14 protein-coding genes and 3 tRNA genes are annotated in these 13,399 nt (G+C 70.5%); 7 read left to right on the plus strand and 10 right to left on the minus strand.

The annotated features are described in order from the left end of the window. Positions 1-66: 66 nt before the first annotated feature. The 5 genes from rpmG to BLW84_RS14635 form a co-directional block, all read right to left on the minus strand. Complete coding sequence (gene rpmG, locus BLW84_RS14615) at positions 67-231, minus strand: 50S ribosomal protein L33 (protein WP_010315521.1); 165 nt, start codon at positions 229-231, stop codon at positions 67-69. 64 nt (positions 232-295) lie between these two features. Then, positions 296-371, minus strand: a tRNA-Met gene (locus BLW84_RS14620). Positions 372-476: 105 nt separating this feature from the next. After that, positions 477-549: transfer RNA gene (locus BLW84_RS14625), tRNA-Thr, on the minus strand. 133 nt (positions 550-682) lie between these two features. Further along, the gene (locus BLW84_RS14630; protein WP_093265714.1) at positions 683-3,316 is read right to left on the minus strand and encodes a putative bifunctional diguanylate cyclase/phosphodiesterase; all 2,634 of its coding nucleotides are present in this window, start codon (positions 3,314-3,316) and stop codon (positions 683-685) included. 313 nt (positions 3,317-3,629) lie between these two features. Next, a complete protein-coding gene (locus BLW84_RS14635; RefSeq protein ID WP_245761144.1) occupies positions 3,630-4,607 on the minus strand; it encodes an alpha/beta hydrolase in 978 nt (325 codons plus the stop codon). Positions 4,608-4,635: 28 nt separating this feature from the next. Here BLW84_RS14635 and BLW84_RS14640 point away from each other — a divergent pair, with 28 nt between their 5' ends. Further along, the gene (locus tag BLW84_RS14640) at positions 4,636-5,055 is read left to right on the plus strand and encodes a TIGR03668 family PPOX class F420-dependent oxidoreductase (protein ID WP_093265780.1); all 420 of its coding nucleotides are present in this window, start codon (positions 4,636-4,638) and stop codon (positions 5,053-5,055) included. An 18-nt stretch (positions 5,056-5,073) separates the two neighbouring features. Here the strand turns inward: BLW84_RS14640 and BLW84_RS14645 are convergent, their stop codons facing one another. Further along, positions 5,074-5,331 carry a hypothetical protein gene (locus BLW84_RS14645; protein WP_093265717.1) on the minus strand — a complete coding sequence of 86 codons (258 nt, stop codon included), beginning with the start codon at positions 5,329-5,331 and terminating at the stop codon, positions 5,074-5,076. 104 nt (positions 5,332-5,435) lie between these two features. On the opposite strand from BLW84_RS14645, the gene BLW84_RS14650 reads away from it, so the two are divergent. The 4 genes from BLW84_RS14650 to rfbA all read left to right on the plus strand — a co-directional run bounded on the left by BLW84_RS14650 (position 5,436) and on the right by rfbA (position 7,482). Beyond that, positions 5,436-5,744 (plus strand): hypothetical protein, encoded by a 309-nt coding sequence (locus BLW84_RS14650; RefSeq protein WP_093265718.1) that lies wholly within the window; start codon positions 5,436-5,438, stop codon positions 5,742-5,744. 72 nt (positions 5,745-5,816) lie between these two features. Further along, positions 5,817-5,898 (plus strand) — tRNA-Tyr (locus BLW84_RS14655). Between the two features lie 190 nt (positions 5,899-6,088). Continuing rightward, complete coding sequence (locus BLW84_RS14660) at positions 6,089-6,580, plus strand: YajQ family cyclic di-GMP-binding protein (protein ID WP_093265720.1); 492 nt, start codon at positions 6,089-6,091, stop codon at positions 6,578-6,580. A 20-nt stretch (positions 6,581-6,600) separates the two neighbouring features. Next, complete coding sequence (gene rfbA / locus BLW84_RS14665; protein ID WP_093265721.1) at positions 6,601-7,482, plus strand: glucose-1-phosphate thymidylyltransferase RfbA; 882 nt, start codon at positions 6,601-6,603, stop codon at positions 7,480-7,482. A 25-nt stretch (positions 7,483-7,507) separates the two neighbouring features. Here rfbA and htpX read toward each other — a convergent pair whose 3' ends face one another. Further along, entirely contained in the window at positions 7,508-8,383 is an 876-nt protein-coding gene (gene htpX, locus BLW84_RS14670) for a zinc metalloprotease HtpX (RefSeq protein ID WP_093265723.1), read from the minus strand. Positions 8,384-8,636: 253 nt separating this feature from the next. Here htpX and BLW84_RS14675 point away from each other — a divergent pair, with 253 nt between their 5' ends. After that, on the plus strand, positions 8,637-9,548 hold the full coding sequence (locus tag BLW84_RS14675; RefSeq protein WP_093265724.1) for a YceI family protein: 912 nt from the start codon (positions 8,637-8,639) through the stop codon (positions 9,546-9,548). Between the two features lie 58 nt (positions 9,549-9,606). Here BLW84_RS14675 and ddaH read toward each other — a convergent pair whose 3' ends face one another. Beyond that, positions 9,607-10,461 (minus strand): dimethylargininase, encoded by an 855-nt coding sequence (gene ddaH / locus BLW84_RS14680; protein ID WP_093265726.1) that lies wholly within the window; start codon positions 10,459-10,461, stop codon positions 9,607-9,609. 74 nt (positions 10,462-10,535) lie between these two features. Here ddaH and BLW84_RS14685 point away from each other — a divergent pair, with 74 nt between their 5' ends. After that, positions 10,536-10,979: an Lrp/AsnC family transcriptional regulator gene (locus tag BLW84_RS14685; protein WP_093265728.1), complete on the plus strand. Its 444-nt coding sequence runs from the start codon at positions 10,536-10,538 to the stop codon at positions 10,977-10,979. Between the two features lie 12 nt (positions 10,980-10,991). Here the strand turns inward: BLW84_RS14685 and BLW84_RS14690 are convergent, their stop codons facing one another. Together BLW84_RS14690 and BLW84_RS14695 are read right to left on the minus strand one after the other, a co-directional pair. Further along, positions 10,992-12,029, minus strand: a complete 1,038-nt coding sequence (locus BLW84_RS14690; RefSeq protein ID WP_093265729.1) for a LapA family protein — start codon at positions 12,027-12,029, stop codon at positions 10,992-10,994. A 332-nt stretch (positions 12,030-12,361) separates the two neighbouring features. Then, positions 12,362-13,393, minus strand: a complete 1,032-nt coding sequence (locus tag BLW84_RS14695) for a polyprenyl synthetase family protein (RefSeq protein ID WP_093265731.1) — start codon at positions 13,391-13,393, stop codon at positions 12,362-12,364. Between the last annotated feature and the right edge of the window lie 6 nt (positions 13,394-13,399).

Below are 13,399 nucleotides of genomic sequence, written 5' to 3' on the forward strand. Positions count from 1 at the left end.
CCCCCAAACAGCACCCTGACCGAGCCTCGGCGAAGCGCGAAGCGCGAGCAGGGTCCGCCCGATCGGTCAGCGGGTTTCCTTGTGCAGCTTGTGCGTACCGCAGTTCGGGCAGAACTTCTTCATCTCCAAACGGTCCGGGTCGTTGCGCCGGTTCTTGTTGGTGATGTAGTTGCGGTGCTTGCACTCCTCGCACGCCAGCGTGATCTTGGGTCGGACATCGGTGGCGGCCACGGGGGTGCCTTTCTCTCTGTCGTAATCCGGAACGGTTCGCTGGAGATCCGCGCGAACCCGTGACTGGTAGCGGTGGCCGGACTTGAACCGGCGACACAGCGATTATGAGCCGCTTGCTCTACCGACTGAGCTACACCGCCATGCTGGGACCTTCGGTGCACGCACCTCGCGCCTCAGCCGACGCAGGATATCCCATGCAAAACAGCCACAGCACCCAGTTTACCGAGTACCGCAGCTGTCTTTCGAGCCCCAATACGGAATCGAACCGTAGACCTTCTCCTTACCATGGAGACGCTCTGCCGACTGAGCTATTGGGGCGTTTCCTTGCGGAACGTCTAGAACTTTACACACCACCCGCACCTCCTCGAAACAGGGGGGTACCTTTTCGTGAAAACGCAGGTCATGGCGGGGTTTTCGGCCCTCGGGCGGCGCGCGGAGGCGAAAACCGGGCTCAGTGCAGGAGTGTGAGGACGGTCTCGGACCGGGCGCCCCGGCCGCGCTTGGTGCGGGCCTGCAGCCACGCCTCGAACCGCTCCTCGGAAAGCGGGCGCGAGATCAGGTAGCCCTGGGCGACGTCGCAGCCCATCTCCACCAGCTGATCGCGGGCGGCGTCGTCCTCCACGCCCTCGGCGACCACCGCGAGGTCCAGCGAGTGCCCGAGCTCGACGATGGAGCGCACCACCGCCATGTCGCCGAGGTCGGTGCCCATGCCGAGCACGAAGCTCTTGTCGATCTTCACCTCGTCCACCGGCAGCTGCCGCAGGTAGGCCAGCGACGAGTAGCCGGTGCCGAAGTCGTCCACCGCCAGCACCACGCCCATCGCGTGCAGCCGCCGCAGCAGCGGCAAGGAGCGCTCGGGATCGGCCATCACGCCGGACTCGGTCAGCTCGAAGGTGAGCAGCTCCGGCGGGATGTCGTGGCGCAGCAGCGCCTCGCCGACCCGGTCCGGGAAGGTCTCGTCGGCGAGGTTGCGCACCGACAGGTTCACCGCCACCGACATCCGCAGGCCGCGATCCATCCACTGCCGGATCTTGACCAGCGCGCACTCCATGACGAACGAGGTGAGCGCGTCGACCAGCCCGGTCGCCTCCACCAGCGGCACGAACTCGTCCGGGTCCAGCCGCCCGTACTCGGGGTGCGACCAGCGCACGAGGGCCTCGGCGCCCACCACCTGGCGTTCGGGCAGCGCGACCTTCGGCTGGTAGTGCACCTCGACCTGGCCGGTGTCCAGCGCCTGCCGGAACTGGGTGACCAGCTGGAAGCGGCGCAGGAAGACCTGGCCCATCGCGGGGGCGTAGCCGCGCACCCCGTCCTCGCCGTTGCGGGCCGCCCGGACCGCGACGTCGGAGCGCTGCAGGAGGGTGTCGATGTCGGTCTCGCACTCGCCGTCGGCCGGCGCGGACGAGGCGTACCCGGCGACGCCCGCGGCCTCCACCACGATCCGGTCCAGCGGGTACGGCTTGCCGATCACCTCGCGCAGGTGCTGGGCGAACTCGTGCGCCTGCGCCTCGCTGTGGTCCAGCAGCAGCACCGCGAAGGAGTTCGCTTCGAGCCTGGCCAGCGGCGCCTCGCCGAGTTCGTCGCGCATCCGGCGCCCGGCGGCGACGATCATCCGGTCGCCCCAGGTGTAGCCGAGGGCCTCGCTGACGGTGGTGAGCACGTCGAGGTCCATCCGCAGCACGACCGCGGTGCGCCCGTTGCGCAGCTCCTCGGCGGCCATCTCGCGGAAGCCGGTCCGGTTGAGCAGGCCGGTCAGCGGATCGTGGTAGGCGTCGTGCCGCAGCCGCGCGAGCAGCCTGCGGTTGTCCATCGCGGTCGCGAGGTGGCTGGCCAGGGTGTGCAGCAGTCGCACGTCGGCCCGGCCGAAGCCGCGCCACCGGCTGACCCGGTCGTGCACCTCCACCGCACCGAGCAGCTGGCTCGCGCCGCGCAGCGGCACCACGAGCGCCTCATAGGCGCCGCGTTGGCGCAGCGCGCGCCGAACCTCTTCGGGCGCCTCGAGCGTCCGGAAGGAGCGCACGTGGCTGCCCGGCAGCTGGAGCAGCGGGTCGTCGCGCAGGGCCGAGGGCGCGGCTTGCTGCGCCAGCTCCGGCAGCGGCTCGCCCGCGACCAGCGTGCTGACCTCGCCGCTGGGATCCAGCCGCAGCCGCAGCACCACGCGGGTCGCGTTCAGCTGCTCCCGGATCCGCTCCGCGACCGGCTCCCACTCGCTGACCGACACCTCCGGCTCGCCGGTCACGGCGTCGGACGGGCCGTGCGCGGCGGTCTGCCCGGAGCGGGCCACGCTCAGGCTGACGTCGCTGAGCGCCTCCAGGTCGCGCTGCTCGCGCAGCAGGCCGGAGTAGGCGCGGTACAGGCCGATCACGGCCACCGCGACCAGCGCCACCAGCAGCCAGCCCCACGGCGTGCTGATCGAGACCTCGTAGCCCACCAGGCCCACCGAGGTGTTGAGCAGGCCCACGGCCAGCGTGTTCACCGCGAGCCGCACGCCGGCGGACACCCGCATCGCGCCGCCCAGCACGTGCAGCGCGGCGAGCGCGAAGGCGCAGCTGATCAGCGGCGACGTCAGGGTGCCGACGACCGGGCCGAACCAGGCCGGGGCCACGCCGACCAGCGCCAGGTTGACCGCGTTGGCCACCGCGAACGGCACCGCGATCTCCAGGCACAGGACGCCCGCGTTGTAGACGACGTGGGTGGCCGCGCGACGGCCGACCTGCGCGCCGAGCCCGGCCAGCAGGTTGGCCGCGAGCACCACCTCGAACGGCACCGTCAGCAGGCCGAGGATCAGCGGGATCTCGGTGAACGAGATGGTCCAGCCGACCCGCTTCACGTCGACGTCGATGGTCAGCTGCTCGGCCAGCAGGAAGCCCATGGCCAGCAGCGGGCCGATGAACAGCAGGTCCGAGCGGTAGTGGAAGGGCAGCCAGGCGGAGGTCGCGGCGGACGCGAGGATGCCGGCGGCGAGGACCACGAACGAGAAGCCGGTGAACATCCGGCGCCGGACCGGGTCCACCTCGGCGCGCACCGGTGGGCGGGCGGATTCCAGGCCGGATTGCGGACCGAGGGAGCGGTGACGCTCGATCATCCACGCTCCTCCCAAGCCGGCGGCGCGTGCGCACCACACGAATGCCGAGGCAAATCGTGACGCACGACCGCGCGGAAGGCCAGGGGCCAATGGTCCCCGTCGCATCTGCCAGACGCACGCATCTGCGTTGATGCGGGTGGTTCGCGCCGACATCTTTGCACAGCTCCGCGAGTTGACCTGCAAAGATTTCACAACGACCGCCGAGCGCCGCGGTCCGCCGGGTGCGATGAGTCGCACCCCGACATTTTGTGATGATCGCCGCAGCAACCGATCGGGCCGGATACCGTACGCGATCGGCGAAAACGGACGGTTACTACTGCAGTCCGAACTCGTCGAGGAAATCCCGGACCGCGCGGTCGAGATCCGCCAGCCCCGACTCCTCCACCGGGAGGTGGCCGGCGCCGCTGAGGGGCGCGAAGCGGGTGGGCCCGGCGATCCGGTCGAAGAACTGGCGGGACAGCAGCAGCGGCGTCCACCGGTCGTCGTCGGGGTGCGCCAGCAGCAGCGGCGGCCCAGCGTAGTCCTCGGGCGCCACCGCGGGCGGAGTGGCCAGGCAGCTGCGGGCGAAGCCCAACGCGAGCCAGCTGCCGCCGCCGATCTCGTCGGCCCACACCAGGTTGGCGAACTGGCCGTGGTTGGACGCGGCGGCGATGTTCGTCAGCCAGTGCACCGGCACCCGCGCCGCCGCGAGCGGCTTCGGGACCAGCGTCAGCAGCCCGGCCCACTGGGCCATCTCCGGCCGGGCCGCGAGCCGCCGCCGGACGTCGTCGCGCTGCGGGTCGGCCAGGCAGGTCGCGATCACGCCGGCCACCGCGCCGCCGGCCTGCGCGGCGACGTCGTAGGCGAGCCGGCCGCCGGTGCTGATGCCGAGCAGCACGATCGGCCGCTCGTCGCGAGACCGCTCGGCCTCGACCAGGTCCAGCACGCAGGAAACCCAGTCCCGGTAGGTGATCGCGCGCCGGGAGGCGCCGGTCAGGCCGAAGCCGGGCAGGTCCGGGGCGATGAATTCGAAGTCCGCCAGCGATGGCAGCCGCCCGTACGGGGCGAGCATGCGGCCGTAGGTGCCGACTCCGTGCAACGCGATCAGCTTGGTCGGAGCGCGCGGGCGCGCGACGCGGTCGAGGTGGACCGCCGTGCCGCGCCACGGCCACCACTGCTCGGCCGGGGCGTTCTCCGCGGTGACGCGGAGCGCACCGGGGAAGAAGTCCTGGTAGCGGAGCCAGTACTGCTGGTCGCGGTAGCCGGGGCCGACGACGGTGGCGGACCCTGGGGTGGATGGAGCCGAAGGCACACTCCGAACATACGGACCGGACCGGACGATGCGCATCAGCCAACAGCAGGCACGGACCTGGTTCGCGAGGGCACGGGTAGCGCGCCTGGCCAGCACCGATGAGCTGGGACGACCGCATCTGGTGCCGATCACCTTCGCGATCCGCGGGGATGTGATCGTCACCGCAGTGGATCACAAGCCGAAGCGGACCACGAACCTCAGGCGGCTGCGCAACATCGCCGCGAACCCGCAGGTGGCGCTGCTCGCCGACCACTACGAGGACGACTGGTCCCGCCTGTGGTGGGCGCGCGCCGACGGCGAGGCGGAGCAGACCGGCGGCGCGGCGCGCCCGGACCTCGTCGCGGCGCTCGCGGAGAAGTACCCGCAGTACCGGGAGAATCCGCCGACGGGCACGTTGATCGTGATCCGGGTGACGCGGTGGAGCGCCTGGTCGGCCGAACCGCCGTGATGCTCCGGCGACGGGGCCTCAGGCCCGCTTCCGCTCCAGGTGGACGACGTCCGAGTCGAGGTCGAGCGGGCCGCCCGCCTCCCGGTCGTCCTCCTTGACGACCTCGACCCAGGCGAGCTGTTCCAGCTGGTGCCTGGCTCCCGCGCTGAACAGGCCCTCGACGCCCAGCGCCGCCGAGGCGGTCCGGCGCTGCTCCTCGGGCTGCGCCGGGGTGGGCGGCTCCGCGGCGCGCTGCTCCTGCCGCCGCTTCGCCCGACCTGCTCGATCTATGGCCATCTGCCCAGGTTAGCCCGGTCGCGGCACCGTCGGCCGGTGCTGCCGAGAAGACGCCAACCCGCGCCCGGCGGCCGGCGGGCGCGGGTCAACTAGGCTGCGGATTCGTGCCCGATCCGTACTTTGTCCTGGTCAGCACGGCGGAACTCGCGGATCTGGCGAGCGCGCTGGACGTCGTCGACGAACACGCCGAGCTCAACCACCGCTACCGCAAGCTGATCGCCGACTCCCGCCAGGTGCTGGCGGCCGATGAGATCCGCCTCACCCAGGCCCGCGGGCTCGCGAAGCGGCTGATGGTGCTCGTCAAGGCCGCCGGGCCGGATTTTCGCGACGGGCTGCCCGAGGTGGCCCGCGCGGCGCTCGACGCGGGCCTGGCCCAGGCCGATGCGCTGGTCTTCCATCCCGAGCCGGGCTGAGCGGGCCCCCTGGAATTCCGGTGGCGGCCGGTATGTATTATTTCCTCGCAAGCCAGCGATGCTGGTGCGCACGCCAGGTTGCCCGAGCGGCCAAAGGGAGCTGACTGTAAATCAGCCGGCAATGCCTTCGGAGGTTCGAATCCTCCACCTGGCACTCAGCGAAGATGCCCCTGTGATCGATCCGGTCGCGGGGGCATCTTCGTTTGCGCTGTTCGTGGCCGACGCCGGGAACGAGCGCGAATCGACTCCGGCTCGACCGGTCTCCGGTGTGCTGGGTTGGCCGGTAGCGTGTGGCGGCAGAACTTCGCAGCTCGCGCTGCTTCGGCTCAACAGGAGGTAGTCACGTGGCAAACCCGTCCTTCGACGTGGTGAGCAAGGTGGACCACCAAGAGGTGGACAACGCGCTGAACCAGGCGGCCAAGGAGCTCGCCAACCGGTTCGACTTCCGCGGCACCGGCTCCAAGATCCAGTGGTCGGGCGAGAACGGCGTGGTGCTGGAGTCGGAGACGGAAGAGCGCTGCAAGGCCGCCATCGAGGTCTTCAAGGAGAAGCTGATCAAGCGCGGCATCTCGCTGAAGGCGCTGGACATGGGTGAGCCGGCCAGCTCCGGTCAGATCTTCCGGGCCACCGGCAAGGTCGTGCAGGGCATCACGCAGGAGATCGCGAAGAAGATCTCCAAGAAGATCCGCGACGAGGGCCCCAAGGGCGTCCAGGCCCAGATCCAGGGCGAGCAGCTGCGAGTCTCCGGCAAGAAGAAGGACGACCTGCAGGCCGTGATCCAGCTGCTGAAGTCCGGCGACTTCGACGCCCCGCTCCAGTTCGAGAATTTCCGGTAAACCACCGCTGGAGGATCCAGGTGAAGGGGATCGTGCTGGCGGGCGGCAACGGAACGCGCCTGCATCCGCTGACGCAGGCCGTGTCCAAGCAGCTGCTCCCGGTCTACGACAAGCCGATGATCTACTACCCGCTGTCGGTGCTGATGCTGGCCGGCGTCCGGGAAGTGCTGCTCATCTCGACCCCGGCCGACATGCCGCTGTTCCGGCGGCTGCTCGGGGACGGCTCCCAGTTCGGCATCCGCATCGAGTACGCCGAGCAGGCCCAGCCCAACGGGCTCGCCGAGGCGTTCGTGATCGGGGCGGACTTCATCGGCGATGACCCGGTGGCACTGGTGCTCGGCGACAACATCTTCTACGGGCAGGGCTTCTCCCGGGTCCTCCAGCAGTGCGTTCGCGATCTCGACGGCTGCACCTTGTTCGGCTACCCGGTCCGCGACCCGCAGCGCTACGGCGTCGGCGAGGTGGGCGAGGACGGCCGGCTGGTGTCGATCGTGGAGAAGCCGACGGAGCCGAAGTCCAACATGGCCATCACCGGCCTGTACTTCTACGACAACGACGTGGTGGACATCGCCAAGGGGCTGACGCCGTCGGCCCGCGGCGAGCTGGAGATCACCGACGTCAACCTCGCCTACCTGCAGGCGGGCCGGGCGCGGCTGACGCAGCTCGGCCGCGGCTTCGCCTGGCTGGACACCGGCACCCACGACTCGCTGGTGGAGGCCTCGCAGTTCGTGCAGGTGCTGGAGCACCGGCAGGGCGTGCGGATCGCCTGCCTGGAGGAGATCGCCCTGCGCATGGGTTACATCTCGGCGGACGAGTGCTTCGAGCTCGGCGCCAAGCTGGCCAAGTCGGGCTACGGCCAGTACGTCATGGACGTCGCCCGCCGCTCCGGCGCCTCGGGCTGAGCCACCGGCTTCGGCGGAAATCGCGTCACCAGGCCGGCGGGAGCTGGTGCCCGGCCATGCCTTCGAGGCGGCGGATTCGATCGGCCATCGGCGGGTGCGTGGAGAACAGCCTCGCCAGCCGCTCGCCGGGCCGGAACGGGTTCGCGATCATCAGGTGCGACTGGGACACCAGCTGCGGTTCCGGTGACAGCGGCGCCTGCTGGGTGCCGCGCTCCAGCTTGCGCAGCGCGGACGCCAGCGCCAGCGGATCCCCGGTCAGCTGCGCCCCGGACGCGTCCGCCTGGTACTCGCGGGAGCGGCTGACGGCCATCTGCACCACGGCGGCCGCGATCGGGCCCAGCAGCGCCACCAGCAGCATCGCGAACGGGTTGGGCCGGTCCTCGTCCTGGCTGCCGAACATGCCGAAGAACATCCCGAAGTTGGCCAGGAAGGTCACCACGCTGGCGAGCGCCCCGGCGACGCTGGAGATCAGGATGTCGCGGTTGTAGACGTGCGAGAGCTCGTGGCCGAGCACGGCACGCAGCTCGCGCTCGTTGAGCAGTTCGAGGACCCCCGCCGTGCAGCACACCGCGGCGTTGCGCGGATTGCGCCCGGTGGCGAAGGCGTTGGGCGCGCGCGTCGGGCTGATGTACAGCGCGGGCATCGGCTGCCGCGCCGAGGTCGCCAGCTCGCGCACGATCCGGTACATGGCCGGCTGCTCGGCCTCCGACACCGGCCGGGCGCGCATCGCGCGCAGGGCCAGGTTGGCCGAGTTGAAGTACGCGTAACCGTTCATGCCCAGCGCCACGAAGAACGCGATGACCAGGCCAGCCCGGCCGAAGATCGACCCGACCAGCAGGACCAGCGCGCTCATTCCGCCGAGCAGCAGAGCGGTCTTCAAACCGTTGACGTGACTGTGCACCGTGCCTGCCTCCGCCCGAGGGCCAGCCCCGGTTCCCCGACCGAGATGGATGGCCTCCCCGAACACCATTCCACGTAATCCGAAGGTCACCCAGAAAACGATTCGGCGCGAGTCGTAGTTCCGCTGGGCGGATGTGCTGAAGCCAACGCCGCCGGGAGGCCGGACCACCGCGCTCGCGGCCTTACCATGGTCAGTTAGTTGAAATCACAACTTTTATCCGGTTCGGGGACCGGAGGACGGGAAGAGGGCACGAATGATCTTCGCCAGGCTGCGTCGCAAGAACTCGACCAGCAAGGGCACGCCGGCGCGAACCGGCATCTCCGGCGGCTTCCTCCCCCCGACGCCGCTCGACAGCGGCCTGCTGACCTGCCAGGTGCACGACGAGAGCGGCGCGCTGCTGCCCGGCGCGACCGTGACGCTGCTGGACCGGCTGAACCAGCGGTCCGCGCACGGCACCACCGACAGCTACGGCTGCTTCGCCACCTCGATCGCGCCCGGCACCCACAAGGTGTCGATCAGCGCGGGCGGCTACCGCCGGTACACCACCCGCGTGGAGGTGCGGGTCAACCAGCACTACGCGCTCGGCGGCATCCGCCTGGAGCCGGACGCCTCGCTGGAACTGCCGCGCCCGGGCCGCTACCGGTTCGACCCGTACCACACCGAGATCCGGTTCATCGCCCAGCACATCGGCATGTCCAAGATCCACGGGATGTTCAAGAACTACGACGGCGTGGTGGAGGTGGCGCCGCGGTTCGAGGACTCGCGGATCCAGGTGGCCATCGACGCGGCCAGCATCGAGACCGGCGTGAAGATGCGCGACGACCACCTGCGGTCGGCGGACTTCTTCGACGTGGCCAACCACCCGCGGATCACCTTCAGCAGCGACCGGTTCACGCACCTGCGCGCCGACCGCTGGATGATCAGCGGCCGCCTGGCGCTGCGCGGCACCAGCAGCCCGGTCCAGCTGGAGACCAACTACCTGGGCCAGCGGAAGTGGCAGGGGCCCGGCTTCGACGGCGACCTGCGGGTCGCCTGCCACGCGACCGCGACGCTGCGCCGCGAGGACTACTCGGTCAACTGGCAGGCCACCCTGGCCAAGGGCATCGCCGTGGTCGGCCCCACGATCAGCATCGAGCTCGGCGTGCAGGCCGTCCTGGACCAGTAGGGCCGCCACGACGAAGGGCGTCGCTGCAGGTCGACGACGCCCTTCGCACCCCGGCCCCTCAGGCGTGGAGTTCCATCGTGCAGCACTTCGGGCCGCCGCCGGACTTCCGCAGCTCGGAGATGTCCAGCAGGACCGGCTCGTAGCCGCGGGCGGCCAGCTGCGCGGCGAGCCCGGTCGCCTCCGCGGGCAGCACCACGTGCCGCCCGTCGGAAACCCCGTTCAGGCCGAGGCAGGCGGCGTCGGTGGCGTCGGCGATCACGGCATCCGGGAACATCCGCTCCAGCACGCGGCGCGACCCGGGCGAGAAGGCATCCGGGAAGTAGGCGATCTGCGCCCGCTCGCCGCGCTCCAGCACGAACAGCGCGGTGTCCAGGTGGTAGTAGCGCGGGTCGACCAGCCGCAGCGAGACCACGGGCACCCCGAGCACCTCCTGGGCCTCCGCGTGCGCTTCGGGATCGGTGCGGAACCCGCTGCCCGCCAGCAGCACCCGGCCGGTCCAGGCGAAGTCGCCCTCCGCCTCGTTGATCCGGGACGGCATCACCAGGTTCCGGTAGCCGCGGGTGACGAACCAGCGCCGGAAGTGCTCGGCCTCGGCGGCCCGCTGCGGCGCGCGGAACCGGGCGCCCAGCACCCGGTCGTCGATCACGGTCGCCGAGTTGGCCGCGAACACCATGTCCGGCAGGCCCGGCTGCGGCTCGACCAGCTCGACGACGTGCCCGAGCCGTTCGTAGGTGCGCTTCAGCTCCGCCCACTGGGCCATCGCCAGGTCGGCTTCCACCGGCGTGCCCGGGTCCATCCACGGGTTGATCGAGTACTCGACGGTGAAGTACTTGGGCGCGCACATCACGTAGTGCCGCGTGGTGGTCTGGGGCGGCGCGAGGGTCTCAAGAGCCGGACCGGCGGTAACCGTCATGAATCGAAATCTAAGTGTTCCCCTGACCACCCATCAATAACGCTACGTTCGTTCTTTGCGGCAGAATATTGCGTATGGACGCCTTGGACCAACGAATCATTTCGCGCCTGGTGGCCGACGCCCGGGCGAGCTACGCGGAGATCGGCGCGGAGGTCGGCCTGTCGGCGCCGGCGGTGAAGCGCCGGGTGGACAAGCTGCTGGACCAGGGCGTGCTGCAGGGGTTCACGGCCGTCGTGGACCCGGAGGCGCTGGGCTGGGGCACGGAGGCGTTCGTGGAGGTGCACTGCGATGGCAACGTCCCCGCGCACCGGATCCGCAACGGCCTGGAACCGCTGCCGGAAGTGGTCGCGGCCTACACGGTGTCGGGGCAGGCGGACGCGATCGTGCACCTGCGGGCGGCGAACATCCACCACCTCGAAGAGGCGATGGAGCGCCTGCGGTCGGTCGAGTTCGTGAGCCGAACGGTGTCGACCGTGGTGCTCTCCCGGCTCCTGGAACGCCAGCCCCAACCGGAGTGAGCGTCCGGCGCGTCACGTGGTGCGCTGACCGTTCCAGGGTTCGAAGCCGGCGATCTCCGCATCGGCCGGGGTGCGGAACCACACGTCGGCGACGATCTTGTCGTAGGCCGGCGATTCGGGGCTGTGGTACTGCCGGGACGCGGAGTGGCCCTTGATCATCGGCCCCGAGCCGCCCTCCCGCCCGGGCCGCGGCCCGGCGCCGGGCGTCCGCCGCGGCAGCGGCGGCGGCTCCGCCGCCCCCTCCGCGCTCTCCGATCCCCGGTCTGGGACCTTCGGGATCACCTGCGTCGCATCCGCTCCGACCGGTGGCACGTACGGCGTCTCCGCCGCTGCGCCGCTGCGCGGCTCCACGTTCTCGAACAGCGACCGCAGCTGCCCGGACAACCGCGACTCCGTCGCGTCGTCCGCGCCTTCGAGCCGCCCGGAGACCTGCGCCTCCTCGGGCTCGGCCTCCGGCCACGCCGAGATGTCGGTCGCCGGCTCCTCCGCCTTCCGCTCCGCGGCCGGCGGTTCCACCGGCGCTTCCGCGGGCGGCTGCACGTGCTTCACCGACTCCGTCGGCTCGTCCGCACCCGGCTCCTCGGACTTCGGGAACTCAGACTTCGGGAACTCGGACTTCGGGAACTCGGGCTTCGGGAACTCAGCCTCTGGTGGCACCCGCGGCTGCACCGCGGTCACGGCGGCATCGGCCTGGTCGACCCCGTTCACGCGCTGGTCCCACTGGCGGAACCACTCGCTGTCCGAGTCGGACCGCTCGGGCTTGGCCTTCTCCGGCGCCACCCAGGCGCGCGGGGCCCGGCTCCAGTCGCCGACCTCGGGATCGTCCGGCCGCTCCCAGCGCGGCGGCGCGGGTTGCAGCAGGTCCAGCGGGGCCTCGGCCGCGATCTGCTCGTCCTGCTCGTACGCGTACTCGTCCTCCGGGTAGCCGGCGGTGAGTTCGGCCAGTTGCCTGCGCAGCGGGCGGACGAAGAGCAGCCAGGTGATCAGCGCACCCAGCGCGAACGCGGCGAGGCTCCACAGCCACACCTGGGTGAACAGCCAGGTGATCACGAGAGATGTCCCTCCTCAGGGCTCCAGCAGCGCCGCCATTTCTCCGGGGATACCTATCACGCGGCAGCCCGGCCGCGGACCAGCTTGACCGGCTCGTGACACACGTGGGTGGTGCTTGCGCAACTTTCCGGGCACGTGTGCTTCTTCTTCGAAGCGGCGCAGCCGCCTAGCCCGCCTGCGCAACGACACCGCCGCGGGTGCCTTCTCACCAGGAAAGCCCCGACGTGGTGAATCGGTCTTCACGACGTCGGGAATCCCACAACGAGAAGGCGCCCGTAAATCCCGCAGGGGCCGCCAAGCAAAACAAGCCTGGAAACAGGTTCCACCGGCGATCAGCGGGTGCGCGCCACCACGTAGTCGACCAGCGCCGACAGCGCTTCGCGGGCCGGGACGTCGGGCAGCGAGGCAAGTTCCTTGCGGGCGTCGTCGGCGTACTCGTCCAGGGTGGCGCGGGTCCGCGCGAGCCCGCTGGACCCGCGCAGCAGCTCCAGCGCCTCGTCGACCTCGGCGTCCTCGGTCAGCGGCCGGGACAGCAGTTCGCGCAGCCGCGGGGAGGTGTCCGGGTCCGCCAGCGCGTGCAGCATCGGCAGCGTCCGCACGCCTTCGCGGAGGTCGGTGCCCGGGGTCTTGCCCGATTCCTTGGCCGGCGAGGCGATGTCGATGATGTCGTCGGAGATCTGGAAACCGGTGCCGATGATCCGGCCGATCCGCTCCAGGCCGTCGATCGTCGCCTCGTTCGCGCCGGAGAACCAGGCGCCGAACCGCCCGGCGGTGGCGATCAGCGAACCGGTCTTCTCGAAGATCACCTTCAGGTAGAACTCGACGGCGTCCTCGTCCTCGCCGACCCCGACGGTCTCCCGCATCTGGCCGGTGACCAGCGCCTCGAAGGTGCCCGCCATCTCCCGGACCGCGGCGCCGCCGAGATCGGCGATCAGCCGGGACGCCCGGGCGAACAGGAAGTCACCGGTCAGGATCGCCACCGAGTTGTCCCAGCGGGCGTTGGCGCTGGTCGCGCCGCGCCGCATGGTCGCCTCGTCCATCACGTCGTCGTGGTAGAGCGTGGCGAGGTGGATCATCTCGATCACCGCGGCGGACTTGATCACCTCGTCCGCGTCGGGGTCGCCGAACTGCGCGGCCAGCAGCGTGAACAGCGGCCGGAACCGCTTGCCGCCCGCGTCCACCAGGTGCAGCGAGGTGCGGGTGGCGAACTCGAGGTCGCTGCGCACGGATTCGCGCAGGAGCCGCTCCACCCGGTCCATGCCCTGCCGCACCGAGTCGGCCAACGCCTCGTCGGCGATGTCGACGAACCCGCCCAATCCACCCGCGGTCAGATCGTTGATCGGGTCACCCGCTGGCTTGCTCACGTCACC

The sequence above is a fragment of the Saccharopolyspora shandongensis genome (assembly GCF_900106995.1).
In the GTDB taxonomy this organism is placed as follows: Bacteria; Actinomycetota; Actinomycetes; order Mycobacteriales; family Pseudonocardiaceae; genus Saccharopolyspora; species Saccharopolyspora shandongensis.

Excerpts from the sequence above, each read along its gene's own strand:
- BLW84_RS14630 (WP_093265714.1), bottom strand. The coding sequence starts at position 3,316 with ATGATCGAGCGTCACCGCTCCCTCGGTCCGCAATCCGGCCTGGAATCC.
- BLW84_RS14640 (WP_093265780.1), top strand. The coding sequence starts at position 4,636 with ATGCGCATCAGCCAACAGCAGGCACGGACCTGGTTCGCGAGGGCACGG.
- BLW84_RS14645 (WP_093265717.1), bottom strand. The coding sequence starts at position 5,331 with ATGGCCATAGATCGAGCAGGTCGGGCGAAGCGGCGGCAGGAGCAGCGC.
- BLW84_RS14675 (WP_093265724.1), top strand. The coding sequence starts at position 8,637 with ATGATCTTCGCCAGGCTGCGTCGCAAGAACTCGACCAGCAAGGGCACG.
- ddaH (WP_093265726.1), bottom strand. The coding sequence starts at position 10,461 with ATGACGGTTACCGCCGGTCCGGCTCTTGAGACCCTCGCGCCGCCCCAG.
- BLW84_RS14685 (WP_093265728.1), top strand. The coding sequence starts at position 10,536 with ATGGACGCCTTGGACCAACGAATCATTTCGCGCCTGGTGGCCGACGCC.